Origin of the sequence: Sphingomonas carotinifaciens, assembly GCF_009789535.1 — a bacterium.
Classification (GTDB): Bacteria; Pseudomonadota; Alphaproteobacteria; order Sphingomonadales; family Sphingomonadaceae; genus Sphingomonas; species Sphingomonas carotinifaciens.
In genome coordinates, this window is record NZ_WSUT01000005.1 from 2602432 (window position 1) to 2626346 (window position 23915).

General features: G+C 68.0%; 25 protein-coding genes. 10 read left to right on the forward strand and 15 right to left on the reverse strand.

Annotation, left to right across the window (positions count from 1 at the left end; genetic code table 11):
* Positions 1-53 precede the first annotated feature (53 nt).
* Genes ntrC through dusB form a run of 3 tightly spaced genes read right to left on the reverse strand, consistent with a single transcriptional unit; the run spans position 54 to position 3545 of the window.
* The gene (gene ntrC / locus GQR91_RS14150) at positions 54-1496 is read right to left on the reverse strand and encodes a nitrogen regulation protein NR(I) (protein ID WP_149683420.1); all 1443 of its coding nucleotides are present in this window, start codon (positions 1494-1496) and stop codon (positions 54-56) included.
* The gene (locus GQR91_RS14155; RefSeq protein WP_149683421.1) at positions 1493-2560 is read right to left on the reverse strand and encodes a two-component system sensor histidine kinase NtrB; all 1068 of its coding nucleotides are present in this window, start codon (positions 2558-2560) and stop codon (positions 1493-1495) included. Before GQR91_RS14155 ends, ntrC begins: the two co-directional genes overlap by 4 nt.
* Entirely contained in the window at positions 2544-3545 is a 1002-nt protein-coding gene (gene dusB / locus GQR91_RS14160; RefSeq protein ID WP_149683422.1) for a tRNA dihydrouridine synthase DusB, read from the reverse strand. The genes GQR91_RS14155 and dusB overlap by 17 nt, the downstream gene beginning before the upstream one ends.
* A 91-nt stretch (positions 3546-3636) precedes the next feature.
* On the opposite strand from dusB, the gene GQR91_RS14165 reads away from it, so the two are divergent.
* The 3 genes from GQR91_RS14165 to GQR91_RS14175 are packed head-to-tail and all read left to right on the forward strand — an operon-like array spanning position 3637 to position 5815.
* Positions 3637-4791 carry a bifunctional 2-C-methyl-D-erythritol 4-phosphate cytidylyltransferase/2-C-methyl-D-erythritol 2,4-cyclodiphosphate synthase gene (locus GQR91_RS14165; protein WP_149683423.1) on the forward strand — a complete coding sequence of 385 codons (1155 nt, stop codon included), beginning with the start codon at positions 3637-3639 and terminating at the stop codon, positions 4789-4791.
* On the forward strand, positions 4788-5315 hold the full coding sequence (locus GQR91_RS14170) for a hypothetical protein (protein WP_235904168.1): 528 nt from the start codon (positions 4788-4790) through the stop codon (positions 5313-5315). The genes GQR91_RS14165 and GQR91_RS14170 overlap by 4 nt, the downstream gene beginning before the upstream one ends.
* Entirely contained in the window at positions 5315-5815 is a 501-nt protein-coding gene (locus tag GQR91_RS14175; RefSeq protein WP_112383613.1) for a CinA family protein, read from the forward strand. The genes GQR91_RS14170 and GQR91_RS14175 overlap by 1 nt, the downstream gene beginning before the upstream one ends.
* Here GQR91_RS14175 and GQR91_RS14180 read toward each other — a convergent pair.
* Together GQR91_RS14180 and lipA are read right to left on the reverse strand one after the other, a co-directional pair.
* The gene (locus tag GQR91_RS14180) at positions 5776-6234 is read right to left on the reverse strand and encodes a type II toxin-antitoxin system RatA family toxin (RefSeq protein WP_112383612.1); all 459 of its coding nucleotides are present in this window, start codon (positions 6232-6234) and stop codon (positions 5776-5778) included. The two genes, GQR91_RS14175 and GQR91_RS14180, sit on opposite strands and share 40 nt — an antisense overlap.
* Positions 6235-6239: 5 nt before the next feature.
* Complete coding sequence (gene lipA, locus GQR91_RS14185; RefSeq protein ID WP_162844019.1) at positions 6240-7181, reverse strand: lipoyl synthase; 942 nt, start codon at positions 7179-7181, stop codon at positions 6240-6242.
* 118 nt (positions 7182-7299) lie between these two features.
* Here lipA and GQR91_RS14190 point away from each other — a divergent pair, with 118 nt between their 5' ends.
* On the forward strand, positions 7300-7944 hold the full coding sequence (locus GQR91_RS14190) for a carbonic anhydrase (RefSeq protein WP_149683424.1): 645 nt from the start codon (positions 7300-7302) through the stop codon (positions 7942-7944).
* Positions 7945-7948: 4 nt separating this feature from the next.
* On the opposite strand, the gene GQR91_RS14195 is transcribed toward GQR91_RS14190, so the two are convergent.
* Positions 7949-9328 (reverse strand): APC family permease, encoded by a 1380-nt coding sequence (locus GQR91_RS14195; protein WP_235904170.1) that lies wholly within the window; start codon positions 9326-9328, stop codon positions 7949-7951.
* Between the two features lie 16 nt (positions 9329-9344).
* Positions 9345-11156, reverse strand: a complete 1812-nt coding sequence (aspS, locus tag GQR91_RS14200; RefSeq protein ID WP_149683425.1) for an aspartate--tRNA ligase — start codon at positions 11154-11156, stop codon at positions 9345-9347.
* 93 nt (positions 11157-11249) lie between these two features.
* On the opposite strand from aspS, the gene rnd reads away from it, so the two are divergent.
* Both rnd and GQR91_RS14210 read left to right on the forward strand, forming a co-directional pair.
* A complete protein-coding gene (gene rnd, locus GQR91_RS14205; RefSeq protein WP_149683426.1) occupies positions 11250-12428 on the forward strand; it encodes a ribonuclease D in 1179 nt (392 codons plus the stop codon).
* The gene (locus GQR91_RS14210; RefSeq protein ID WP_149683427.1) at positions 12425-12691 is read left to right on the forward strand and encodes an I78 family peptidase inhibitor; all 267 of its coding nucleotides are present in this window, start codon (positions 12425-12427) and stop codon (positions 12689-12691) included. Before rnd ends, GQR91_RS14210 begins: the two co-directional genes overlap by 4 nt.
* Before the next feature lie 10 nt (positions 12692-12701).
* Here GQR91_RS14210 and GQR91_RS14215 read toward each other — a convergent pair whose 3' ends face one another.
* Genes GQR91_RS14215 through GQR91_RS14230 form a run of 4 tightly spaced genes read right to left on the reverse strand, consistent with a single transcriptional unit; the run spans position 12702 to position 18233 of the window.
* Complete coding sequence (locus tag GQR91_RS14215; protein ID WP_149683428.1) at positions 12702-14192, reverse strand: Ppx/GppA family phosphatase; 1491 nt, start codon at positions 14190-14192, stop codon at positions 12702-12704.
* Between the two features lie 4 nt (positions 14193-14196).
* Complete coding sequence (locus GQR91_RS14220) at positions 14197-16362, reverse strand: RNA degradosome polyphosphate kinase (RefSeq protein ID WP_149683429.1); 2166 nt, start codon at positions 16360-16362, stop codon at positions 14197-14199.
* 18 nt (positions 16363-16380) lie between these two features.
* Entirely contained in the window at positions 16381-16989 is a 609-nt protein-coding gene (locus GQR91_RS14225; RefSeq protein ID WP_149683430.1) for an HdaA/DnaA family protein, read from the reverse strand.
* Positions 16986-18233, reverse strand: a complete 1248-nt coding sequence (locus GQR91_RS14230) for a heavy-metal-associated domain-containing protein (protein ID WP_149683431.1) — start codon at positions 18231-18233, stop codon at positions 16986-16988. The genes GQR91_RS14225 and GQR91_RS14230 overlap by 4 nt, the downstream gene beginning before the upstream one ends.
* Before the next feature lie 59 nt (positions 18234-18292).
* On the opposite strand from GQR91_RS14230, the gene purM reads away from it, so the two are divergent.
* Genes purM through GQR91_RS14250 form a run of 4 tightly spaced genes read left to right on the forward strand, consistent with a single transcriptional unit; the run spans position 18293 to position 20793 of the window.
* Positions 18293-19390: a phosphoribosylformylglycinamidine cyclo-ligase gene (purM, locus tag GQR91_RS14235; RefSeq protein WP_149683432.1), complete on the forward strand. Its 1098-nt coding sequence runs from the start codon at positions 18293-18295 to the stop codon at positions 19388-19390.
* Positions 19380-19946, forward strand: a complete 567-nt coding sequence (gene purN, locus GQR91_RS14240) for a phosphoribosylglycinamide formyltransferase (RefSeq protein ID WP_149683433.1) — start codon at positions 19380-19382, stop codon at positions 19944-19946. The genes purM and purN overlap by 11 nt, the downstream gene beginning before the upstream one ends.
* Positions 19943-20200: a hypothetical protein gene (locus GQR91_RS14245; protein ID WP_149683434.1), complete on the forward strand. Its 258-nt coding sequence runs from the start codon at positions 19943-19945 to the stop codon at positions 20198-20200. The genes purN and GQR91_RS14245 overlap by 4 nt, the downstream gene beginning before the upstream one ends.
* Positions 20197-20793 carry a hypothetical protein gene (locus tag GQR91_RS14250; RefSeq protein ID WP_235904171.1) on the forward strand — a complete coding sequence of 199 codons (597 nt, stop codon included), beginning with the start codon at positions 20197-20199 and terminating at the stop codon, positions 20791-20793. Before GQR91_RS14245 ends, GQR91_RS14250 begins: the two co-directional genes overlap by 4 nt.
* Before the next feature lie 26 nt (positions 20794-20819).
* On the opposite strand, the gene GQR91_RS14255 is transcribed toward GQR91_RS14250, so the two are convergent.
* From GQR91_RS14255 to GQR91_RS14270, 4 genes are all read right to left on the reverse strand, one after another.
* Entirely contained in the window at positions 20820-21338 is a 519-nt protein-coding gene (locus tag GQR91_RS14255; protein ID WP_162853781.1) for a GNAT family N-acetyltransferase, read from the reverse strand.
* Entirely contained in the window at positions 21338-21760 is a 423-nt protein-coding gene (gene ndk, locus GQR91_RS14260) for a nucleoside-diphosphate kinase (RefSeq protein WP_112383601.1), read from the reverse strand. Before ndk ends, GQR91_RS14255 begins: the two co-directional genes overlap by 1 nt.
* 90 nt (positions 21761-21850) lie before the next feature.
* Positions 21851-22291: a DNA polymerase III subunit chi gene (locus GQR91_RS14265; RefSeq protein WP_149683435.1), complete on the reverse strand. Its 441-nt coding sequence runs from the start codon at positions 22289-22291 to the stop codon at positions 21851-21853.
* 17 nt (positions 22292-22308) lie between these two features.
* The gene (locus GQR91_RS14270) at positions 22309-23778 is read right to left on the reverse strand and encodes a leucyl aminopeptidase (RefSeq protein ID WP_149683436.1); all 1470 of its coding nucleotides are present in this window, start codon (positions 23776-23778) and stop codon (positions 22309-22311) included.
* Positions 23779-23915 lie beyond the last annotated feature (137 nt).

Consider the following 23915-nt stretch of genomic DNA (forward strand, 5'->3'; position numbering starts at 1 on the left):
ATCGTTGCAAGCGTACAACGTCATCCGTGGCACGCAAGACACATAATGCAGGTTTAAGTGCCGCTCGCCGTACCATCCGTTCCGCGCACCGGGATGCCGAGCGTATCGAGCCGCTTGCGCAGCGTGTTCCGGTTGATTCCCATCGCCCGCGCCGCGCGCAACTGGTTATGGCCATGCCGGGCCAGCATCGCCTCGATCAGGGGGCGCTCCACCTCGCCGATCACGCGGTCGTACAACGTGCCGTCGTCCAATGCCTCAGGTCGCTCGCGCGCGATGCGATCGATCAGCTGGCGGATGGCGACGGCGAGATCGGGGTCGGCGACGGCGCTGGCCGCGCTGGCCTGCGGACGGCCGATCATCGCCCGGATGGCGTCGGCGTCGATCACCTCGTCGCGGGCGAGCACCGCCAGGCGACGCATGAGGTTTTCCAATTCGCGTACATTCCCGGGCCAGTCATGCGCGACCAGCAGGTCGACCGCGCTGGCATCGATCCGCCGGCGCGGCAGGCCCTGCGCGGCGGCCAGATCGAGGAAGTGACGCGCAAGCAGGGGCACGTCCTGCCGTCGCTCGCGCAAGGATGGCAGGGCGATGGGCACGACGTTCAGGCGGTAGAACAGGTCTTCGCGAAACTGCCCGGACTGTACCTGCTGCGCCAGCTCCCGATTGGTCGCGGCAAGGATGCGGACATCGGTGCGGATCGTCCGCGCGCCGCCGACCGTGGTGAACTCGCCGGATTGCAGCACGCGCAGCAGCCGGGTCTGCGCCTCCATCGGCATGTCGCCGATCTCGTCCAGGAACAGCGTGCCGCCCGCCGCCTGTTCGAATCGACCGGCATTGCGCTGCGCCGCTCCGGTAAAGGCGCCGCGTTCATGCCCGAACAGCTCCGCCTCGATCAGTTCGCGCGGGATCGCCGCCATGTTGATCGCGACGAAGGGCGCGGCGCGACGTGGACCCAGATCGTGGATCGCGCGCGCGACCAGTTCCTTGCCAGTCCCGGATTCGCCCGAAATCAGCACGGTCAGGTCGTTGGAGACGACGCGGGCGATCACCCGGTACACCGTCTGCATCGCCGCGGACCGCCCGATGAGGGGCAGCGCCTGCTCCTCCTCGCCCGGCCCGTCATCGGCAAAGACGCCGCCCCGCGCCAATGCGCCGGCCACCGCCTGCGTCAGCGCGTCCAGGTCGAACGGCTTGGGCAGATATTCGTACGCACCCACCTCGGCGGCGCGAACGGCGGTGGTCAGCGTATTCTGGGCAGACAGCACGATGATCGGCAGCGCAGGGTAGCGTTCGGCCACGGTGCGAATATGGTCGATGCCGTCGCCATCGGGCAGGACGACGTCGGTGACCAGTATGTCGGGAGCGCCGCCGGCCAGTGCACGATCCAGTTGCGCCAGCGTGGCGACGCTGGTGACGTCATGGCCGCAGCGGCGGAGCGCCTGCCCCACCACGGTGCGGATCGCCGCATCGTCGTCGACGACGAGGACGTGGCTCATACCCCGGCCCTTGGCAGCAACAGGCGAAGCACGGTCATCTCCGGCGATCCTTCCCGGGCATATTGAACGATACCCCCCATGTCGCGCATCAGCTTGTCGACGAGCGCAAGGCCGAGCCCCTGCCCCTCGCGCCGCCCGGACACGAAGGGATCGAACAGGTGATCGGCGATGTCCGCAGGCGCACCGGGACCGTTGTCGATCACGCAGATCTCGATCGGCAGCGGCAGGCGCGGACGACCGGGCGCGGCGCTGACGGCCATGCCATGGCGGTAGGCGGTGGTCAGCACGATGCGCGGATTGCGCGTGCCGTGAACCGCTTCGCGGGCGTTCTTCAACAGATTGATGACGATCTGGAGCAGCGCATCGCGATTGACGCTGGCCGGCGGCAGCGACGGGTCGTAGCGCTCCTCGACCATCACGCCGCGGGCAAAGCCGGCCAGCGCGACCCGGCGCGCATGGGCGAGCAGCGGATAGATATTCTCGGGGGCGCTCGGCAGCGGCCGGGTGTCGCTGAAATCCTGCATCCGGTCGATCAAAGCCGCGATCCGGTCGACCTCGGTGGTGATCAGCGTGGTCAGTTCGCCCGCACCGATCAGTTGCGCGGCACCGCGTATGCCCGACAAGGGGTTTTTGATCTCATGCGCCAGCATCGCCGCCGCCCCCACCGCCGCGCGAGCCCCGGCGGCACGGTCCGCCGAATGTCCCAGTCGCCGCGAGGTCGCCGAACTGTGCAGGGTGATCGCCCGCCACCCGGCATGGTCGGGCACCTGCGCCTCGACGAAATCGACGCGGATCTTGTGGCCCCGCGCCGTGGCGATCTCGGTGTCGTAGATCGCGAACCCATGGCCGTCCCGCGCGCTGCCCTCGCCGGGCGGCGGCAGGATCGCGTCCAGCGGTTGCCCGACCATCAGGCGCTCCGACAGGTTGAGCAATTGTTCGGCCAGCGCATTGGCATGCGCGATACGATCGTCGGGATCGATCACGATCACCGCCACCGGCAGCGCCGCGAACAGCGCGGCAAAGCCGGGGCGGCCGTGTCGCGAAGGGTCAGGCAGCGGCGGCAAGCTCGATCTGGGGCAGGTAGAAATCCGCCAGCATCGCCTTGACGGTGGCGGCGTTCGGCTCCTGGTTCACCTTGTTGCGGAACTCGGCCGATCCGTGCAGTCCGCGGGTGTACCAGCCGATATGCTTGCGCGCCATGTTGACGCCCGTCTCGGTGCCATAATGGTCGAGCATCGCGTCGTAATGTTCGGCAACCGCGCGATATTGCTCGTCCAGCGAAGGATCGGGCACCCGCGTTCCGCTGCGGAACCACTCCATCACCTGCCCCAGCAGCCAGGGCCGGCCATAGGCGCCGCGACCGATCATCACCCCGTCCGCGCCGGACTGGTCCAGTGCCGCCTGCGCATCCTCGATCGAGCAGATGTCGCCATTGGCCACGACCGGGATCGACACCGCCTCCTTCACCTTGGCGATGAAGCGCCAGTCGGCGGAGCCCTTGTACATCTGGTTGCGGGTGCGGCCATGCACCGTGATCATCTTGCAGCCAATATCCTCGGCGATGCGGGCGAGTTCGGGCGCGTTCAGGCTGTCATGGCACCAGCCCATCCGCATCTTGAGCGTGACCGGCACGTCCACCGCCTTGACGCACGCCTCGACGATCGCGGCCGCCAGCTTCAGGTCGCGCATCAGCGCCGAACCCGCATCGCCGTTCACGACCTTACGCACCGGGCAGCCCATGTTGATGTCGATGATCGCCGCACCGCGATCCGCATTCAGCTTCGCCGCCTCGCCCATCTCATAGGGCGTACAGCCGACAAGCTGCATCGACACCGGCTCTTCCAGCGGATGCCATGCCGCCTTCTGCAGCGACTGCCGCGTTTCGCGAATCGCCGCCTGGCTGGCGATCATTTCGGTCACGTTGAGGCCCGAGCCGTAGCGGCGCACCAGCGTGCGGAACGGCATGTCGGTGACGCCGGTCATCGGCGCCAGAACGACGGGGCTGTCGATCGTCACCGGACCGACCTGGATGGGGTTGAGCGTGCGCATGGGATGTGCCTGAAAAACGGGCAGCGCCTACTCCAATTCACGCTTGCGGGCAAGGTTCAAACCGCGATCATTCCCGCCTAGAGGGACGGACATGACAGGTTCCTCCCTCACCGCCGCCCTGATCGTCGCCGCCGGCAGCGGCACGCGCGCCGGCGGCGCCCTGCCCAAGCAATATCGGCCGATCGCCGGCACGCCGATGTTGCGCCGCGCCTATGACGCCGTGGCGGCGCATGCCGGGATCGATATGGTGCTGGTCGTCGTCTCTGCCGACGAACGCGATCGCGCGGCGGCGATCCTGCCGGGTGCCGAACTGGTCGCAGGGGGCAGCAGCCGGCGCGAATCGGTCGCCAACGGATTGCGCCATCTCGCTGACCGCGGCGTCGGCCGCGTGCTGGTCCATGATGCCGCCCGCCCCTTCCTGCCGCCCGCGGTGATCGACCGCGTCCTGGTGGCGCTGGATCGGGCGGACGGGGCGGTTCCCGTCCTGCCGGTCGCCGACACGCTGGCGCGTGGGCCAGACCTGTTGGGCGATGTCGTACCGCGCACCGACCTTGCCCGCATCCAGACGCCGCAAGGCTTTCATCTGGAACGCCTTCTCGCCGCGCATGCCGCCTGGCCGGCGCAGGAGGAAGCGACCGACGACGCGCAGATGGTCAGGCGGCTTGGCGGACGCGTCGTCTTGGTGCAGGGCGATACGATGCTCGACAAGGTCACCTACGCGCAAGACTTCGATGCGGCCGATGCCCGCCTCGCCTGGGAAACCCGCACCGCCATGGGCTTTGACGTCCACCAGCTGGAGGATGGCGAGGAATTGTGGCTGGGCGGCGTGCTGATCCCGCATCATCAGGGCCTGTCGGGTCATAGCGATGCGGATGTCGCGCTTCATGCGCTGACCGACGCGCTGCTCGGCACGATCGCGGCGGGCGATATCGGCACGCATTTCCCCCCAAGCGACCCGCAATGGCGCGGCGCCGAGTCGGGCCAGTTCCTGCAACATGCCGCAAAGCTGATCGCGAGGAAGGGCGGCCGGATCGATTTCGTCGACCTGACCATCATCTGCGAGGCGCCAAAGATCGGCCCGCACCGGGCCGCAATGGTCGCGCGGATCGCCGACCTGCTGGCGCTGTCGCCCGACCGGGTCAGCCTGAAGGCGACGACGACCGAGCGGCTGGGCTTCACCGGCCGCGGCGAGGGCATCGCGGCACAAGCCGTGGCGACGGTGCGCCTGCCGGGCGCCGCCGCGTGAAGATCGCCGCACTGCTCGCGCTCGCCGCGCTGGCGGCCGTCACCTCGGCGCAGGCGCAGACCGGCTGCATCACCGGTCCGGAGGCGGAGGCGATGACCCTGGTCGCCATGCCGGACATCATTCACGAAACCGGCCGGGTCTGCGGCGCCCGCCTGCCCGCGACCAGCCTGATCCGCCGGAGCGACGGCCCCTTCGTCGCCAAGTACAAGGCGGCGGCCGATGCGGCCTGGCCGGCGGCGCGCGGCGCGATCGTCAAGCTGTCCGACCCTGCGGTCGATGCGCTGCTGCAATCCGATTATGCGCGCCCGCTGCTCACCTCGCTGTTGGTGCCGGTCATCGTCGGGCGCATTGCGCTGAAGGATTGCGGCACGATCGACCGGCTGGTCACCCTGCTGGAGCCGCTGCCGGCGCGCAACAGCGCAGGAGTGGTCGTCGCCACACTGCAATATCTGAAAAGCGAAAAGGCCAAGGGCCGGCAGGTCGCCGTGCCCGACCTGCCGCTCTGCACGCAAGGGAATCGCTGATGGACACGCTGCTTCCCCCCGAGATCGTCGCACTCGCCACCCGCGTGATCGAGGAAAACCGTACCGCCGGCCGCCGCATCGCGGTGGCGGAAAGCTGCACCGGCGGTCTGGTGGCCGCCGCACTGACCGAGGTGCCCGGCGCGTCGGACGTGTTCGATCTGGGCTTCGTCACCTATTCGAACGACGCCAAGATGACCTTGCTGAAGGTGAGCGCGGACGTGCTGGAAACCTTTGGCGCGGTATCCGTCGCCACCGCCTGGGCGATGGCGCAGGGCGCGCTGAAGCACAGCACCGCCGACGTCACCGTGTCGATCACCGGCGTCGCCGGGCCTGGTGGCGGCACCGAGAAGAAGCCGGTGGGCACCGTCCTGTTCGGCCGTGCCGAGCGTGGCGGCGATCCGGACGATGTTCATTCCGTCCGCCGCAGCTTCGGCGATATCGGCCGCGGCGGTATCCGCGCTCAGGCGGCGTTGTGCGCGCTGGAGCTGTTGCTGCCGTAAAGCTTGCGGGCCCGGTCCTCGAACGCGCCGATCATCCGGCGCAATGCGGTGCCGAACACCTGGCCGGCCAGCATCTCGAACACGCGGTTCTTGAACGCGAAATCCACCGAGAAGTCGACCGCACAGCCGCCCTCCTCGGCCCGGAAGCGCCATTCGTTGCGCAGATATTTGAGCGGCCCGTCGATATAATCAACATTGATGCTGTGCGGCCGCTGCTTGGCGACGCGGCTGGTGAACGTCTCGCGCAGCCCCTTGAAGCCGACGATCATGTCCGCCACCGTCTCCGTGTCGCTGTCCGACCGGACCCGCATCGCCGATACCCAGGGCAAGAACTCCGGATAGCGGCCGATATCGGCCACCATGTCGAACATCTGCTCCGGCGTATAGGGAAGGTGGCGCGTCTCGCTGTGCTTGGGCATGCGCGTTACGCCCTCACCTCCTGGGGCCTGGCCGCGGCCAGCTTGGCCGCCCGCGCATCGCGCAGCCGTGCGAAATCGTCGCCCGCATGATAGCTCGACCGGGTCAGCGGCGAGGACGCCACCAGCAGGAACCCCTTGGCCCGCGCGATCGCGGCATAGGCGTCGAACGCCTTGGGCGTCACGAACTCGGCGACCTTGGCGTGGCGCGGCGTCGGTTGCAGATACTGGCCCATGGTCAGAAAATCGATGTCGGCAGAGCGCATGTCGTCCATCACCTGATGGATCTCCAGCCGCTCCTCGCCCAGCCCCAGCATCACGCCCGACTTGGTGAAGATCGACGGATCATGCCGCTTCACGCTCTCCAGCAGACGCAGCGACGCGTAATAGCGCGCGCCCGGCCGGATCGTCGGATACAGCCTGGGGACGGTTTCCAGATTGTGGTTGTACACGTCCGGCCGCGCCTCGACGATCGACTCGACCGCGGCCTGCGCCTTGTTGCGGAAGTCGGGCGTCAGGATTTCGATCGTGGTCGAGGGCGTGTTGCGACGCAGCGCCTGGATGACCTTCACGAACTGCGACGCGCCGCCATCGGGCAGGTCGTCGCGGTCCACGCTGGTGATGACGATATGCTGCAGACCCATCTCGGCCGCCGCCACCGCGACATGCTCGGGCTCCAGCGGATCGACCTTGCGCGGCATCCCCGTCTTCACGTTGCAAAAGGCGCAGGCGCGGGTGCAGGTATCGCCCAGGATCATCACCGTCGCGTGCTTCTTGGTCCAGCACTCGCCGATGTTCGGACAGGCCGCCTCCTCGCAGACCGTCGCCAGGTTCAGGCGGCGCATGAGCTGCTTGGTTTCCGCAAAGCCGACCGAGGTCGGGGCCTTCACACGGATCCAATCGGGCTTGCGCGCGCGCGGCGGCGCGGCCAACGGGGTCATCTCGTTCATGCATCGCGAAATAGCGATGTGATCGGCGAGACACAATGGCGACCCGTCCCGGGATCGATTCGGAACCGCTTCGGTCCTAACGTGTTCGCCATCATGCGTTACAATTCCGGGAGTGATCATGACCGACTTTTCCGACCTCGTTGATGGCTATCGCCGCTTCCGCACCGCCGACTGGCGTCGTCAGCGCGAGCGCTGGTCCGAGCTGAAGGAAGGCCAGAGCCCCAAGGTGATGGTGATCGCCTGCTCCGACAGCCGGGTCGATCCCGCACAGGTATTCGACACGCTGCCCGGCGAGATCTTCGTGGTGCGCAACGTCGCCGCGCTCGTTCCCCCCTTCGAGACCGGTGGCGGGCATCACGGCGTGTCGGCCGCGCTCGAATTCGCGGTGACCCAGCTCAAGGTTGAGGAAGTCGTGGTGATGGGCCATGGCAAGTGCGGCGGCTGCCAGGCGGCGCTGACGCAGGGCTTTGCCGATGCCAAGCCGGGTGAAGGCGGCTTCATCGCCGACTGGGTCCATCTGCTCGACGGCGCGCGCGAAAAGGTGCAGGCCGAGCATCTGGAAGGTGCCGAGGCGACCCGCGCGATGGAACTGGAAGCGGTGCGCACCTCGATCGAGAATCTGCGCACCTTCCCCTTCGTGACCAAGGGCGAGGACGCCGGCACGCTGAAGCTGCGCGGCGCCTATTTTGCGATCGCCGACGGCATCCTGCACGTCATGGAAGACGATGGCGCGTTCAAGCCCGCCTGGACCGAGGCCGCCTGATATCTCAGTCCTGCACCGGCCAACTCCCTCGGCGGCGTAGCACGAACCAGTAATAGGCCGCCGAGCCGACGATCTGCGCCCCGGTCATCAACAGGCCGGGGCGCCCTTCCTCCAGATCCAGCCAGCTCGTCCACACGATATAACCCAGCGCCACCAGCGTGATGATGGGCGCCAGCGGATAGAGCGGCATCCGATACGGCGCATGGGCCGTGGCCCCCGTCCGCCGCCCGACGATCGCGGCCAGCGCGATGCCCGCATAGATCGCCACCAGCCCGGTTCCGCTCAGCACCAGGAGCAGCGTCAGCGGCAGGAAACAGCAAAGCACCCCGACCCCGCCGACGACCAGCGTACCGATGACGGGCGATCCCAGCCGCGGGTGGATGCTCGCCATCCAGCGGTCGACCGGCGCGCCCCAGCTGCGATCCCGCGCGGTGCCGTAGAAGAAGCGCGCGCAGGCCAGGATGCATGCAATGATCGCGTTGACGATCGCCACCACCACCCCCAGCGCCATCGCCGCGCCAAGCGCGCTGCCGCCCCGCGCCGTCACCATCTGCCCGAACGGATCGTCGTGGCGCAGCACGCCGCCCAGATCCTGTGCCGAGACGAGCAGCGCGATCACCGGCACCACCTCGAACGCCAGCGTCAGTATCAGTGCCGCAAGGATCGCCTTGGCGATACGCTGGGGCGCATCCAGCATCTCTTCGCCGAAATACACCGCCGCGCCGTAGCCGTTGAGCGCAAAGATCGCGATCGATGCCGCCAGCCCGATACTCGCCGGACTGGCCGGCACCAGCCCGTTCGCCGCCGGCATCATCGGCGCGGTCAGGAAGCGTGTGGCATCCTGCACCCAGTCGGCGAACCCCAGTCCCACCACGACCAGGATCGCCAGCACCTCGATCGCCAGAAACGCGCCCGTCACCAAGGCGTTGACCCGGATGTTGAGGAGCGCCACCAGCGTGGAGGCCGCGACCACCGCCGCCGCCACCGGCACCGCCGGCAGACCCGGCATCACGGTTGCCAGCACCGCACTGATCCCCAGTCCCGCCACGGGTGGAAACAGCAGGTTGTTGAAGACGTTGACGCCCAGCATTACGAAGCCGGCCAGCGGCCCCAGCGTGCGCGCCACCGCGACATATTCGCCACCCGCCACCGGCCATGCCGACGACAATTCGGCATAGATGAACGCGGTGGCGACGCACACGATCGCGGCCAGGATCATCGCCCACACCGCGCCGGTGCCGGCGACCTGCAACATCCCCGGCACGATCACGAACACCGACGATGCCGGCGTCGCCACGGACAGCGTCAGGAACAGCACGCCCATGACGCCCAGGCTGCGGACCAGCCGGGGCGCCGCCGCCGGCTGCAACTGATCGTCCAGCATCGCCGCGCCTGACGGGTCAGCCCGCCTTGGGCGCCACCGTCTTGTCGACCTCGGGCCCGGTCGCCGTCGTGCGCAGGCTCAGCTCGCGCATCTGTGCGTTCGACGGCAGGCTGGGCGCCCCCATCAGCAGGTCCTCGGCACGCTGGTTCATCGGGAACAGCGAGATTTCGCGCAAATTCTGCGCGCCGCATACCAGCATGACGATCCGGTCGACGCCGGCCGCCATGCCGCCGTGCGGCGGGGCGCCATACTGGAACGCGCGGTACAGGCCGCCGAAGCGCTCCTCCACATCCGCCTTGGACAGGCCGACCAGCTCGAACGCCTTGACCATCAGCTCCGGGCTCTGGTTGCGGATCGATCCCGATGCGATCTCGTAGCCGTTGCAGACCAGATCATATTGATAGGCCTTGATGGTCAGCGGGTCCTGACCATCCAGCGCGTCCATCCCGCCCTGCGGCATCGAGAAGGGGTTGTGCGCGAACTCCACCTTCTTGGCGTCCTCATCCCATTCGTAGAAGGGAAAATCGACGATCCAGCACAGGCGGAACGCGTCCTTCTCGATCAGCCCCAGCTGATCGGCGACGCGGGTGCGTGCCGCGCCGGCCAGCTTGGCCGCCTGCTCGACCTTGCCCGCCGCGAAGAACAGCCCGTCATCGGGTCCCAGCCCCAGCGCGGCATAGATCGCCTCCATGCCTTCGGTGCCGTGGTTCTTGGCGATCGGCCCGCCGAACTCGCCGCCCTTGCGGGTGACGTAGCCAAGGCCGGCATGCCCCTCGGCGCGCGCCCATTCGTTCATCTCGTCGAAGAACTTGCGGCTCTTGTCCGCGGTCGCCGGTGCCGGGATGGCGCGTACCACGCCGCCCGAACCCACGATCTTCTCGAACAGGCCGAAGCCCGAGGTGGTGAAATGCGCCGACACATCGGTGATGATCAGCGGGTTGCGCAAATCGGGCTTGTCGCTGCCGTACTTCAGCATCGCCTCGTCATAGGCGATCCGCGGAAACTCGCCGCTCGGCGTCACGGTGCGGCCATCGGCAAAGGACTCGAAGATGCCGCCGATCACCGGCTCCATCGTCTCCCACACCTCTTCCTGCGTGACGAAGCTCATCTCCAGGTCGAGCTGGTAGAATTCACCCGGCAGGCGGTCGGCGCGCGGGTCCTCGTCGCGGAAGCACGGTGCGATCTGGAAATAGCGGTCGAAGCCCGCGACCATCAGCAACTGCTTGTACTGCTGCGGCGCCTGCGGCAGCGCGTAGAACTTGCCCGGATGGATGCGGCTCGGCACCAGGAAGTCGCGCGCGCCCTCCGGCGACGATGCGGTCAGGATCGGCGTCGAATATTCGGTGAAGCCCACCGCTTCCATGCGGCGGCGCATCTCGGAAATCACCTTGGTACGGCGCACGATGTTGGCGTGCAGCGTTTCGCGGCGCAGATCCAGGAAGCGGTAGCGCAGGCGGATATCCTCGGGATATTCCTGCTCGCCCGCCACCGGCATCGGCAATTCCTCGGCCGCCGACAGTACGGTCGCGCCGCGTGCGAACACCTCGATCTCGCCGGTCGCCAGCTTCGCGTTCACCGTGCCGCCCGATCGCGCCTTCACCACGCCGTCGATCGTCACCACCGACTCGACGCGCACCGCCTCCAGCACCGGCAGCGCCGCCGAGTCGCTGTCCGCCACGATCTGCGTGATGCCGTAATGATCGCGCAGGTCGATGAACAGCACGCCGCCATGATCGCGCTTGCGGTGCACCCATCCGGACAGGCGAACGGTTTCGCCGACCTGGGGAGCGGCCAGCGCGGCACAATGGTGGGTTCTATAGGCGTGCATGATCGCGATCTCTGACAAGCAAAGTGGAAAGCCGGCCGCTTTCCTGTCCGGCCCCTCTTTGTCAACCCGCGCGAGCCGTCTATGGGCAATCGGATGCACGTACACCCGTTGATTACCGACAGCGCGACGCTCGCCAATCTCTGCACCCGCCTCGCCGATGCCGACTTCGTCACCGTCGACACCGAGTTCATGCGCGAAAGCACCTATTGGCCCGAACTCTGCCTGATCCAGATCGCCGACACCAACGAGGCCGCCGCGATCGATCCGATGGCGCCGGGGCTCGACATGACCCCCCTGCTCGACCTGCTGGTCAACAACGAGGATGTGCTGAAGGTCTTCCATGCCGGCGGCCAGGACATCGAGATCATCTACAACCTGACCGGCAAGACGCCGCACCCGCTGTTCGACACGCAGGTGGCGGCGATGGCGCTGGGGCAAGGCGAACAGATCGGCTATTCCAACCTCGTCGACAGCTGGCTGGGCATTCAGGTCGACAAGGGCGCACGGTTCACCGACTGGTCGCGCCGCCCGCTCGACCAGCGCCAGGTCGATTATGCGATCGGCGACGTCACTCATCTGTCGAGCATCTTTCCCAAGATGCTGGAGCGCCTGAAGAAAACCGGCCGCGGCGCTTGGCTGGACCAGGAGATGGAGCGGCTCGCCGACCCCGCCCATTATGCCAACGATCCCGATCTGGCGTGGAAGCGCGTGCGCATTTCCGGCCGCAAGCCGGACGTGCTCGGCCGGCTGAAGGCGCTCGCCCGCTGGCGCGAGCTGGAGGCGCAGGCCAAGGATCTGCCGCGCGGCCGCATCGTCAAGGACGAGACGCTGGGCGACCTTGCCGGACATCCGCCGCGCAAGCAGGCCGATCTGGCCCGCGTCCGTGGCCTGTCCGCCACCTGGGCCGGCAACGACATTGGCGGCCGCCTGATGGCCGCGATCGAGGGGGCCGAGCCGCTGCCCGCCGACGAGATGCCCCCGCGCGACGATCGCAAGCCCGGTCTCGGCAAGGAGGGCTCGCTGGTCGCCGACCTGCTCAAGCTGCTGCTCAAGATCCGCGCGCGTGACATCGACGTCGCCTCGCGCCTGCTCGCCCGGTCGGAGGAGCTGGAACTGCTCGCCGCCGGCGTGCGCGAGGACCTGCCGATGCTCACCGGCTGGCGCTTCGACCAGTTCGGCCGGGACGCGCTCGATCTGGTCGAGGGGCGGCTGGGCTTCGTGGTGAAGAACGGCAAGCTGAAGATGGTCCGCACCGAGGGAGAAGCCGAATGATCGCCCGGTCGCTGGTCGCCCTGCTGCTGCTCGCCGGCTGCGCGACGACGCCCGAGGGCGGCGCATGCCGCGCCGATCGTGCGCAGGACCTTGTCGGCAAGCCCTGGGCCCCGGCCGGCGAAGCCGCCGTCCTGAAGCGGACCGGGGCACGCGCGCTGCGGGTCATCGGCCCCGATACGATGGTGACGATGGACTATCGCCCCGATCGGCTGAACGTCGAGACCGACGCGGGCGGCATCGTCACCCGCCTGCGCTGCGGCTGAGGGACGCCGCTCAGGCCTCGGCGAGCACCGCCCGGCGCCCCAGGCCGCTGGCCAGCGCGCCGTGGCGCCGCTCGACGGCCTCGCCGTAGAAGCCGGTGTCCTGCGCCGGCAGGGCCAGCGTCACCGCCTCTTCGGACAGCGTCACCGACGACCGCTCCAGCGGCCCCGCCAGCCCGCCACTCAGCCGCTGCCCCAGCCGGATCGCCAGCCCCCAGAGCGTCGCCGCCTTCAACTGCGCCGGACTCGCCAACTGCGCCAGCGGATGCGGCACGTCCAGCCCACCGCCCAGACTTGTGTGCAGCGCCTGCGCCAGCATCGCGCGGCCGACCGCGTCGATCCCCACCCAATTGCCATGCAGCGCGATCTCCACCCCGCGCTCGGCCCGGAATTCGGGATTGGCACGCCAGCCGACATCGGCCAGCAGGCATGCCGCATGGCGCAACCGGGCGTCGGCGGTCGCGTCGGCGGGGAAGAGCGGCGCGATCCAGGCCTGCAACAGGTCGCCATGCTCGGGAAAGCGACCGAGCAGTCGCCCTTCTTCCCGAGCCCCGACGATCAGCGGGTCGAGCGCCCGCGTCTCCGCGTCCAACGCACCGAACAACAACCCCTCCCGCAGACCATAGGCCGATACGATCGTCGTACTGCTCCCCAGATGCCGCAACAACACGCCCAGCAGCGCCGTCGCATCCGCCAGCGTCGCCGCACGCCCGGACGACAGCCCCGGCACGCCGCGCAGCCGCGGCTTGCTCAGATGCGGGATCGTCCGCCCCAGCCGCGCCACATCGGTCGGCGTCAGCGCGTAATGATGGATGATCGGCAACGGATATTCCGCCAGCCCCATGTCCAGCCGGGCCAGTGCGCGCCACGATCCGCCGACCAGATAGAAGGGCAGGCCCCTGCCCGCGCCCTCCCATCCGGCCTCGTCCACCAGCCGCGCGATATGCCGCTCGAACGTCTTGCTCCCCTTTTCGCGCAGCGCTGGAATGCGCAGCACGCCGAGCGGAAACGACACCCGGTCGCCCACCTGCCCGCCTCGCACCCGCACCAGTTCCAGGCTGCCCCCGCCCAGATCGCCGACGATCCCGTCCGCCTCCGGAATGGCGGACAGCACGCCCTCGCCCGCCCCCTTGGCCTCCTGCTCGCCCGACAACAATTCGACCTTCAGGCCGAGTTCGTGCGCACAGTGGATCAATTGCTGGCCGTTGGCCGCGTCCCGCACCGCCGCGGTGGCGACCGTGCGGACGGTATCGACCTTCATCTCGCGGGCCAGCGCGGCAAAGCGGCGCAGCGCCGTCTGCGCCTTGGCGAGGGACCCCGGCTCGATCGCACCGGTCGCGGCCAGTCCCCGGCCCAGCCCCGCCATGACTTTCTCGTTGAACAGGATCGCGGGCAACCGCGCATGGCCCTGATAGACGACCAGGCGGACCGAGTTCGATCCGATGTCGATAATGGCGGTTCGCGGCGCCGGTGCGGGCGCCGCGTGGCTTGCGGCTTTGGTCATCGGCTCAGCGCTGCCGGCGAAGCGAAAGCGTTGGAACGGCATCACGCGACTCCAGTGCCGCGCCGCGCCCGGAAAGCGAGGGGTTCGTCATGAAATAGCGATGCAGGTTGAACGGTCTGTCCCCCGGTTCGTCACGGACGTAGCGGCCATCCGGCTCCAATTCCCAACTCTGCTCATTGTCCAGCAGGTTCGCGACCATCACCTGATCCAATATCTGGTCGTGTACCGTGGGGTTCAGGATCGGCAGCATATATTCGACCCGCCGGTCGAAGTTGCGCGGCATCCAGTCCGCCGACGAAATGAACAGCTTCGCCCCGTCATTGGGCAGCGCCTTGCCGTTTCCGAACGCCCAGATCCGGCTGTGCTCCAGGAAGCGCCCGATGACCGACTTCACACGGATATGGTCGGACAGCCCCTCCACACCCGGCTTCAGGCAACAGATGCCGCGCACGATCAGATCGATCTCCACGCCCGCCGCACTCGCCTCGTACAGCTTCTCGATGATCGCCGGGTCGACCAGCGAGTTCATCTTGGCCCACACGCCCGCCGGCTTGCCGGCGCGTGCATTGGCGATCTCGTCATCGATCATCGCCATCAGGTTGGCGCGCAGGTCGCGCGGCGACAGGCTGACGCGCTCCATATGCGTCGGCTCGACATAGCCGGTGATGTAGTTGAACATCCGCGCCGCATCGCGCCCGAGCGCCGGATCGGCGGTGAAGAAGCTCAGATCGGTGTAGATACGCGCGGTCACCGGATGATAATTGCCGGTACCGAAATGGCAGTAGGTGCGAAACGCATTGCCTTCGCGCCGCACCACCATCGACACCTTGGCATGCGTCTTCCAGTCGATGAAGCCATAGACGACCTGCACGCCGGCGCGCTCCAGCGCGGCCGCCCAATACAGGTTCTGCTCCTCGTCGAACCGCGCCTTCAGTTCCACGATCGCGGTCACCGACTTGCCCGCCTCGGCCGCGGCGATCAGCGCATTGATGATCGCAGACTGTTTACCCGCTCGGTACAGCGTCTGCTTGATCGCGACGACATCCGGATCGGCGGCCGCCTGCTTCAGAAAGGCGATCACCACCTCGAACGTCTCGTACGGGTGATGGACGACGATGTCCTTGGCGCGGATCGCGGCGAAACAATCGCCGGCGAATTCCCGGATACGCTCGGGAAAACGCGGCGAGAAGGATGGGAATTTCAGATCAGGCCGATCCTCGTCGACCAGCATATCGAGGTCGCCGATACCCAGCAGATTGCCGCTCTCGGTGATGATCGCGTCCGACCCGCCCAATTCGTCGCGCAACACCGCGGACAGGCTGTCGGGAATGCCCGTCTCCATTTCCAGCCGGATCACGCGGCCACGGCGGCGACGCTTGATGGCGTTGGCGAAGTAGCGGACCAGATCCTCCGCCTCTTCCTCGATCTCGATATCGCTGTCGCGCAACACCCGGAAGGTGGCCGACCCGTTCACCACATAGCCCGGAAAAAGCTGCGCCGAGAAACGCCGCACGATCGCCTCGATCGAGATGTAGCGCGACGGTTCGCCCGGCATCCGCACGAAACGCGGCATGGTGGCCGGCAGCATCACCAGCTCCATGATCGGTTCCTCGTCCGACACGCGCGTCAGGTCGAAGATGATCGACAGCCCCTTGTTGGGGATGAAGGGAAAGGGATGCGCCGGGTCCAGCGCCTGTGGCGTCAATATGGGAAAGATCTGCTCGCGGAAATGCGTCTCCAGCCAGCCATGCGCCTCGCCGTCGATCGCATCGCGGCGCAGCACGAAGATGCCTGCATCATCCAGCAAATGGCGCAGGTCGCCCCACACCGCCTGCTGGCTGGCGAGCAGGGCATCCGCCTCCGCGACGATGCCGCTCAACTGCTGGCCCGGCGTCAACCCGTCGACGGAACGCTGGCCGACGTCCTGCGACTGCTGGCCCTTCAGGCCCGCAACGCGGACCATGAAGAATTCGTCGAGATTGGACCCGGAAATCGACAGGAAGCGCAACCGTTCGAGCAGCGGATGCGCGCTGTTGCAGGCCTCCTCCAGCACGCGGCGATTGAAGGCGAGCCAGGACAGCTCCCGGTTGAAGTACCGCCCGCTCGGCTCCGGTACGAAGGGATCGTCGTCCGGTTCGGCCATCTTGGCGATATGCGCGGGGCGGGTCATCGGGTCTCGCTTGTCGGGTCAGGGGTCGGCGATCAGGCCGGCCTCCGTCAGGGTGGCTCGTGCAAGGGGAATGGACAAACGCTTCTGACGTTCCATGGCCTGCTGGTCGAGCATATCGACGGTGCGTATGACAGCCAGATGACTGCGCTCGATGCGCGTCGCCAACCATTCGATCAGGTCGGGGCCGGCAAACAATCCACGGCGGGTGAATAACTGATCCAGCAGCAGCGGAATCAGTTCGTCGTCAGGCGCGTCGATCTCCGCCAGCGTCGAATTGGCGAGGCGCGAGCGGAGATCGGGCAGCTTGACCGCCCAAACCGGTGGCGCGGCATCCGCGACGATCACCAGCGGCCGTCCTTCCGCCTGCGCCCGGTTCCAGGCGTGAAAGATCTGCGCTTCGGGCAGGCGCTCGGCATCGTCAATGATCGTCCCGCCACTGCGCGCCGCAAAGATGCGCGCCAGCAGCGACCGTCCCGATTTGCGCGGCCCGGTCAGCACGGCGGTGCGCGTCGGCCAGCCTTCCCAACGGTCCAGCATCTGCGCGGCATGCGCGTTGGAAGGGGTGATAAGAAACGCGTCCGAACGCGGGTCCGCCGGCCATACCAGCGGAAGGGCCATCTGACTCATCCGGTAATTCCGTTATCGGCCGGCACCGCCGGCGTCGGTATCTGTGCGGCCCGGCGGATGCGCAGCGTCGTGCCGCTGCCGATCACCTGATAGCCGCGGCTTTCCAGCGCCGTCCGCAACGCAGCGGGGTCGCCGTCATAGGTCACGCGCATCAACGAAACGCCGCCCAGCGCTAGGCTGGAGGTCGCCGCCTGCCGCACGCCGGGTATCGAGCGCACCAGGCTTTCGGTGTTGGCGACCGCGCTGGCGCTCGGCGTGTCGAACTGCACGGTCACCGCGATGCCCGCCCCCGTGGTCGCGGCGATTGCGGCGTCCAGCCCCTCGATCGGCTCGTCGCCCAGCGCATCGTCGTCGATCACAGGCTCGGGCGCCGGCGGCGGGCTCAGGCTGGCGTCGGGATGCAGCGCCCCGCTCGACAGCGCGCGTTGATACATCGCATCCAGCCGCTGCACGCCGGTATCCAGCAACTGCGCCAGCCCGGCGGACGAGCCGACGCGCAAGGTAAAGGTGCCGAGCAGCTGGTCGTCGGGCCCGTGCCGTGCCTGGAACACGCCGATCACCGGCCCGCCCGGCCATTGCCGGTAGAGGCGAACCGTCGGGATCAGGATGTCCGACGCGCCATATTGGTCGATGATCGTCCGCCACCAGCCGCGCCCCGGACGGCCGATCTGCCCGGCATTGAGCAGCAGTGCGTCGGGGCCGGTGCCCGCCGGCCGCACATAGTCGATCGTGCTGTTGCCCGTGCGGAACCGTGCCCAGGCCTGTTGCCAGGGCGAACGCCCCTCGAACACCTGCGACACGCCGCCCGAGATCTGCATCGGCACCACCAACATGGGCAGCGACCGGTCGGCATAGGCGGAGATGCCCAGGATCGAGGCAGCACGCGTCCGGTCAAAGGTTACGCCCAGCTTCGCGACATAGCGCGTCGGGCCGATCTGCTCGTTCTCCACGACGATCCCGGACACGATCGAATCAAGCGTTCCGTCCGACACCATCGCACCGCCGCCGCCCAGCCGGCGCGACAACACGACCCACGCCTTGCGCTGCGCCACGCGCCAGCCACCCAGCCGCGCGGCCTCTGCGGTCTTGCCCGCCACGTCGACGCTGACGCCGCTCACCTCATAGTCACCGGTGTTGGCGACGGGCGCGACGCCGCGGTCCTGCCCCTCCATCTGGGCGAGGACGGCCGCCGGGCCCATGACGGCCACGCAGCAGGCGAGAAGAACGGGGGCACGCAGGCGCATCGCGGCCTTTTGGCGAACCAGACGTGGAAATCCAAGCGCGATGTGGCTAACGGGCGCGGATGACCGACAGCACGCCCAGCTACACCTACGCCGATGCCGGCGTTTCCATCGCCGCCGGCAACGCGCTCGTCCGCGCCATCGGCCCGCTTGCCAAGGCGACGCGCCGCCCCGGTGCCGATGCCGATCTCGGCGGCTTTGGCGGCTTTTTCGACCTGAAGGCCGCGGGGTTCACCGATCCGCTGCTGGTCGCGGCCAATGACGGCGTCGGCACCAAGCTGAAGCTAGCGATCGAACACGACCGGCACGAGGGCGTGGGCATCGATCTGGTCGCGATGTGTGCCAACGACCTGATCGTGCAGGGTGCCGAGCCGCTGTTCTTTCTCGACTATTATGCCACCGGCAAGCTCGACAATGCCGTTGCCGAGCGCGTGGTCGCCTCGATCGCGGAAGGGTGCAAGCAGGCGGGCTGTGCGCTGATCGGCGGCGAAACCGCGGAAATGCCCGGCATGTACGCGGGCGGCGACTATGATCTCGCCGGCTTCTGCGTTGGCGCGGTGGAGCGGGATAATGTGCTGACCGGGCGCGATATCACGCGCGGCGACGTCATCCTGGGACTCGCCTCCTCCGGCGTCCACTCGAATGGCTACTCGCTCGTGCGCCGACTCGCCGCGGACAAAGCCTGGAAGCTCGACCGCCCCGCCATCTTCGACCAGAACCGCCTCCTGATCGACACGCTGATGGCGCCCACGCGCATTTACGTGAAGTCGTTGCTCCCGCTGCTGCGCGAGCGCCGGATCAAGGGTCTCGCCCATATCACCGGCGGCGGCCTGCTGGAAAACATTCCGCGTGTTCTGCCCGCCGAGGCGCATGCCGTGATCGAGGCAGACGCCTGGGCACAGCCGCGCCTGATGGCGTTCCTGCAGGCGCAGGGCGGGATCGAGCCGGAGGAGATGGCGCGGACCTTCAACTGCGGCATCGGCATGGCCGTGGTGGTGGCCGCCGAGCAGGCCGAGGCGGTGGCCGAGGCACTGGCCGCTGCCGGCGAGACGGTCGAGCGGATCGGCCATGTCGAACACGGTGCCCGCGGCTGCACGGTGCGCGGATCGGCGGGCACGTGGAGCGCGAAGGCGGACTGGACGGGCACGCATGCGGGTTAAGGTCGGCATCCTGCTGTCGGGCCGCGGCTCGAACATGCAGGCGCTGGTCCGCGCGGCGCAAGGGTCCGACTGCCCCTATGAGGTCGTGCTGGTCGCCTCCGACAAGCCCGACGCGCCCGGCCTCGCCTGGGCGGCCGAACAGGGGATCGCGACGTTTTCACTTTCCCCGAAAGGCATCGGCAAACCTGCCTTCGAAGCGGAAATGACCGCGATGCTCCGCCATGCGGAGGTCGAGGTCGTCGCGCTCGCCGGCTATATGCGCCTGCTGTCCGATCGCTTCGTCGGCGACTGGCGCGGCCGGATCGTTAACATCCATCCTTCACTGCTCCCCAAATACAAGGGGTTGGATACGCATGCGCGGGCGATCGCGGCGGGGGATGCGGTGGCGGGCTGTTCGGTGCATGTGGTGACCGAGGAGCTGGACGCGGGAGCGGTGCTGGGGCAGGCCGAGGTACCGATCCATCCCGGCGACGATGCCGACAGCCTTGCCGCGCGCGTGCTGATCGAGGAACATCGCCTCTACCCCCGGATATTATCGGAGTTCGTCCGCTCATGACCGACATTCTCGCCAAGGTCCGCGCCGTCGCGCTGCTGCTGCCCGAGGTCGAGGAAGGTGCGGATGACCGCCAGGTCGCCTTCCTGGTCGATGGCACACCCTTTGTCCGGTGCGATGGCGAGACGGTGGAGGTGCGTGCCGACGATGGCTGGCGCCGCCTGGAAAATGGCGATGCGACGTTGATCGAGGACCGGGTGGCGCGTGGCTGGGAACTCACCGCCCCTGCCCGCCTGCTGGAGGCCGGCGGCCGGTGAGCGGCGAGACAGCCGATCAGGCCCGCACCCGCCGCCGCTGGATCACGCTGGCGGAGGCGGTCGCCGTCATCGGCCTGTTGATCGCCGGGCTGACGCTCTACACCAACTGGTCCGACAAGCGCGCCGATCGGGCCGCCCGCGCAGCGGCGGCGGCCGACGAGAAGGCAGGCAAGGCGCACTTCGTCGTTCGGGCCAAACCGGCATCGAACGGCAACGCCCTGACCCTGATCGAGGATGACGCGCACAGCCTGGGCGATATCGCCGTGACCTTCCCCTCCGACCTTGGGGTCGAGGGTCGCACCGCCATTTCCGGCGCGACGATCGCGGCCGACTGGTTTGCTGATCCCCTGCTCAAGGCGACGGATGGCGGCGACGATCGCAAGACCGGGCGCCTGCCCATCCTCCTGACCATCGAATATTTCGCCGGCGACGAACCGCACCGCCTGACCGGGATCTACGACATCATCTGGCGCACCGAAGGTCGCATGCTGCGCGGCCGCACGCTGAAGCTGGAGGACCTGCGCCTGCATCGCAAGGGCGGTGACCAGAAGGCACTCGACGCGATCTGGGCGCGGGAAAAGCCGACCCCGTAGGGCCACATCGCTACAGGGAAAAAGCGCTAGATCGCACGCCCGTAGACGACATCGTCATACCAGGTTTCGCCGACGAGAAAGCGGCGCTCGCCCACCAGCGCGTAGCCCTGCCGCTCGTAAAAGTCCCGCGCGCGCCGGTTACGGCCCAGCACCCCCAGCAGCATCCGGGTCATGCCCGACGCGCGCGCATCGGCGACGGCGCGCGCCATCAGCGCTGCCCCCAGCCCGGTGCCACGGGTAACCGACAGGGCATAGATGCGGCGAAGCTCGATATCCCCCGGCTCCGGCGGGATCGGCAGATCGGGCACGGTCAGCACCGAATAGCCCATGGCCGCGGCACCCTCGGGATGCTCGGCCAGCGTCACGACGCTGGCGGGGTCGTTCGCCCAGGTGGCGAACTTGGCGGGCGCGCTGTTCACCGCACAATGCCGGACGATGTCCGGTCCGGCGAGCACGCCCGCAAAGGTCTCAAGAAAGCTGGCGGCTGCGACCATCGCGAGCGCATCGGCATCCGCCGCCGCCGCCCGTCGCAGCCGCCAGTGCATCAGCCGACCAGTTCTTCCGGCTTGAAGAAATAGGCGATCTCGATCGCCGCATTCTCGTCCGAGTCCGAGCCATGCACCGAGTTCGCCTCGATCGACTCGGCCAGTTCCTTGCGGATCGTGCCCGGCTCGGCATTCTCGGGGTTGGTCGCGCCCATGATGTCGCGGTTGCGCTGCACGGCGTTCTCGCCTTCCAGCACCTGCACGACGACCGGGCCGGAGATCATGAAGCTGACCAGATCGGCAAAGAACGGACGCTCCTTGTGGACCGCGTAGAAGCCTTCGGCCTGCTCCTTGGTCATCTGGATGCGCTTGGAGGCGACGACGCGCAGGCCGGCTTCCTCCAGCATCTTGGTGACCGCGCCGGTCAGGTTGCGGCGGGTGGCGTCGGGCTTGATGATCGAGAAAGTACGGTTCGCGGCCATGGCGGTCACGCTGCTCCTGTGATGGTCGGGGAAAAAGTGGCGCCGCCCTAATCGTCCCGCGCCGGCTTGGCAACCGCGCTTGAGAGTGGCTCAGGCCGCCTGTTCCCAGCGCCCCGCCTCGTTCTGTTTCCAATAGCGGCGCTGCACCCCCTCGCGTTCGGCCAGCGCCTTCCATGCGCCCCGCGCGTCGCGGATGCGATCCTCGTCGAAAAAGTGGAAGACCCGGTCGAATGCCAGCGCCTCGTCACGCCAGATGCCGTCCGCCAATGCCACGTGCCGGGCGGCGTTGGCCGGCGATACGTCACCCGCGATCAGCACCGGCTGCGCATGGTCGTCGCCGTCGCCGGCCTGGGCGTGCGGCAGGAAGCTTTCGGCCGGATGCAGCCACAGCACCCGGTCGAGCGCCCCGCGTTGTTCGGCATCGCCGGACACCACCAGCAATCGCCCGCCGCCGGCCAGCACCTTTTCGGCGACCGCCGGCAGCACGCGGTCGAGCGGCGCCGCGGTCAGATGGTAGAAGTCCACCTGCATCGACGCCGCTCCCCCGTTCAGCCTTCGAAATGCTCGGCGACCAGCCGGTCGAGCAGCCGCACGCCGTATCCGGTCGCACCCTTGTCATGATAGGTGCCGGGCTTGTCGGCCCACACCATGCCGGCGATATCCAGATGCGCCCAGGCGACACCCTCGTCGATATAGCGCTTCAGGAACTGTGCCGCGGTAATCGATCCGGCGCCGCGCGGACCGACATTCTTCATGTCCGCGATATGGCTTTCGATCAGCTTGTCGTACGCATCGCCCAGCGGGAAGCGCCACAGCGTGTCGCCGCTCGCCTTGCCCGCCGCCAGCAGCTTGTCCGCCAGCGCATCGTCGTTGGAGAACAGGCCGCCATGTTCGTGACCCAGGCTGATGATCATCGCGCCGGTCAGCGTGGCGAGATCGATGATCGTCCTGGGGCGGTGCGTCTTCTGCACCCAGGTCAGCGCGTCGCACAGCACCAGCCGCCCTTCGGCATCGGTATTGATGACCTCGATCGTCTGCCCGGACATCGACGTCACGACGTCACCGGGGCGCTGGGCGTTGCCGTCGGGCATGTTTTCCACCAGGCCCATTACGCCGATGACGTTGGCCTTCGCCTTGCGGCCGGCCAGCGCCTTTATCGCACCGGCCACGGCACCCGCGCCGCCCATGTCCCACTTCATGTCTTCCATGCCGGCGGCCGGCTTGATCGAGATGCCGCCGGTGTCGAACGTCACGCCCTTGCCGACCAGCGCCAGCGCCGGATCGCCCTCGCCCGCACCGTTCCACTTCAGGGCCAGCAGCCGCGCCTCGCGCGTCGAGCCCTGGCTCACGCCCAAAAGCGCGCCCATGCCCAGGTCGCGCATCGCGTCCTCGTCGAGCACGGTGACTTCGAGGCCCAGCCCCTCCACCTCGCGCAGCACGCGCTCCACGAAGCTTTCCGGGTACAGCTTGTTCGGCGGCTCGGTGACGAGCGTGCGGGTCAGCGCCAGCCCGCCGTTGAGCGCAAGCCCGACCTCCCATGCCGCTTCGGCGCCATCGGGCGCATTCACCAGCGTCACCGTGCCCAGCGTCGGCTTGGCCGTCTCCTTCTGGGTGGTGCGATAGACGTCGTAGCGCCAGCCGCGCTGCACCGCGCCCGTCGCGAACGCCGCCACGGCCGCCGGGGTCGCCTGCGCCCCCCCCAGATCGACCGTCAGGGCGGTGGTGCCGGAGGTCAGCAGCCGCGCGGACAGCGCGCTGCCCGCCTTGGCCCATTCCGTCTCGCTGCCGGCGCCGACGCCCGCCAGGATCACCTGCCGCACCGCGCCGTCCCGCGGCACGAACAGTTCGACCAGCGTGCCCGCCTCGCCCTTGAAGCGCCCGGCCTCGGCCGCGGTCGCGGCCAGCGCCGCCAGCCCCTCGCCCGCCGCATCCGAACGCACCTGCGCGACGCCGTCCTTCGCCACGGGAAGGACGAGAACACCCTCGTTCGGTACGGAAGAGGCGAATGCGATCTGCATGGGGGACCTTTCGTTGAAGATGCGCCTCCATCTAGGGCGTCTGCGCCTAACGGCAAGCGCACGATTGCAGGAGCGCTCCGGGTTTGCGATAGGCGTCGCTTGCCACGGGGCCGGTCAGGGCGGCTCCGTCTCGATGC

What these genes read in the sequence shown, in the direction of transcription:
- ntrC (WP_149683420.1), bottom strand. Translation starts at nt 1,496, where the DNA reads ATGAGCCACGTCCTCGTCGTCGACGACGATGCGGCGATCCGCACCGTG.
- GQR91_RS14180 (WP_112383612.1), bottom strand. Translation starts at nt 6,234, where the DNA reads ATGCCCAAGCACAGCGAGACGCGCCACCTTCCCTATACGCCGGAGCAG.
- GQR91_RS14215 (WP_149683428.1), bottom strand. Translation starts at nt 14,192, where the DNA reads ATGACCAAAGCCGCAAGCCACGCGGCGCCCGCACCGGCGCCGCGAACC.
- GQR91_RS14225 (WP_149683430.1), bottom strand. Translation starts at nt 16,989, where the DNA reads ATGAGTCAGATGGCCCTTCCGCTGGTATGGCCGGCGGACCCGCGTTCG.
- aspS (WP_149683425.1), bottom strand. Translation starts at nt 11,156, where the DNA reads ATGCACGCCTATAGAACCCACCATTGTGCCGCGCTGGCCGCTCCCCAG.
- GQR91_RS14265 (WP_149683435.1), bottom strand. Translation starts at nt 22,291, where the DNA reads ATGCAGGTGGACTTCTACCATCTGACCGCGGCGCCGCTCGACCGCGTG.
- GQR91_RS14195 (WP_235904170.1), bottom strand. Translation starts at nt 9,328, where the DNA reads ATGCTGGACGATCAGTTGCAGCCGGCGGCGGCGCCCCGGCTGGTCCGC.
- GQR91_RS14165 (WP_149683423.1), top strand. Translation starts at nt 3,637, where the DNA reads ATGACAGGTTCCTCCCTCACCGCCGCCCTGATCGTCGCCGCCGGCAGC.
- rnd (WP_149683426.1), top strand. Translation starts at nt 11,250, where the DNA reads ATGCACGTACACCCGTTGATTACCGACAGCGCGACGCTCGCCAATCTC.
- GQR91_RS14230 (WP_149683431.1), bottom strand. Translation starts at nt 18,233, where the DNA reads ATGCGCCTGCGTGCCCCCGTTCTTCTCGCCTGCTGCGTGGCCGTCATG.
- GQR91_RS14270 (WP_149683436.1), bottom strand. Translation starts at nt 23,778, where the DNA reads ATGCAGATCGCATTCGCCTCTTCCGTACCGAACGAGGGTGTTCTCGTC.
- GQR91_RS14255 (WP_162853781.1), bottom strand. Translation starts at nt 21,338, where the DNA reads ATGCACTGGCGGCTGCGACGGGCGGCGGCGGCGGATGCCGATGCGCTC.
- GQR91_RS14220 (WP_149683429.1), bottom strand. Translation starts at nt 16,362, where the DNA reads ATGACCCGCCCCGCGCATATCGCCAAGATGGCCGAACCGGACGACGAT.
- purM (WP_149683432.1), top strand. Translation starts at nt 18,293, where the DNA reads ATGACCGACAGCACGCCCAGCTACACCTACGCCGATGCCGGCGTTTCC.
- lipA (WP_162844019.1), bottom strand. Translation starts at nt 7,181, where the DNA reads ATGAACGAGATGACCCCGTTGGCCGCGCCGCCGCGCGCGCGCAAGCCC.
- purN (WP_149683433.1), top strand. Translation starts at nt 19,380, where the DNA reads ATGCGGGTTAAGGTCGGCATCCTGCTGTCGGGCCGCGGCTCGAACATG.
- dusB (WP_149683422.1), bottom strand. Translation starts at nt 3,545, where the DNA reads ATGCGCACGCTCAACCCCATCCAGGTCGGTCCGGTGACGATCGACAGC.
- GQR91_RS14175 (WP_112383613.1), top strand. Translation starts at nt 5,315, where the DNA reads ATGGACACGCTGCTTCCCCCCGAGATCGTCGCACTCGCCACCCGCGTG.
- GQR91_RS14245 (WP_149683434.1), top strand. Translation starts at nt 19,943, where the DNA reads ATGACCGACATTCTCGCCAAGGTCCGCGCCGTCGCGCTGCTGCTGCCC.
- ndk (WP_112383601.1), bottom strand. Translation starts at nt 21,760, where the DNA reads ATGGCCGCGAACCGTACTTTCTCGATCATCAAGCCCGACGCCACCCGC.
- GQR91_RS14190 (WP_149683424.1), top strand. Translation starts at nt 7,300, where the DNA reads ATGACCGACTTTTCCGACCTCGTTGATGGCTATCGCCGCTTCCGCACC.
- GQR91_RS14210 (WP_149683427.1), top strand. Translation starts at nt 12,425, where the DNA reads ATGATCGCCCGGTCGCTGGTCGCCCTGCTGCTGCTCGCCGGCTGCGCG.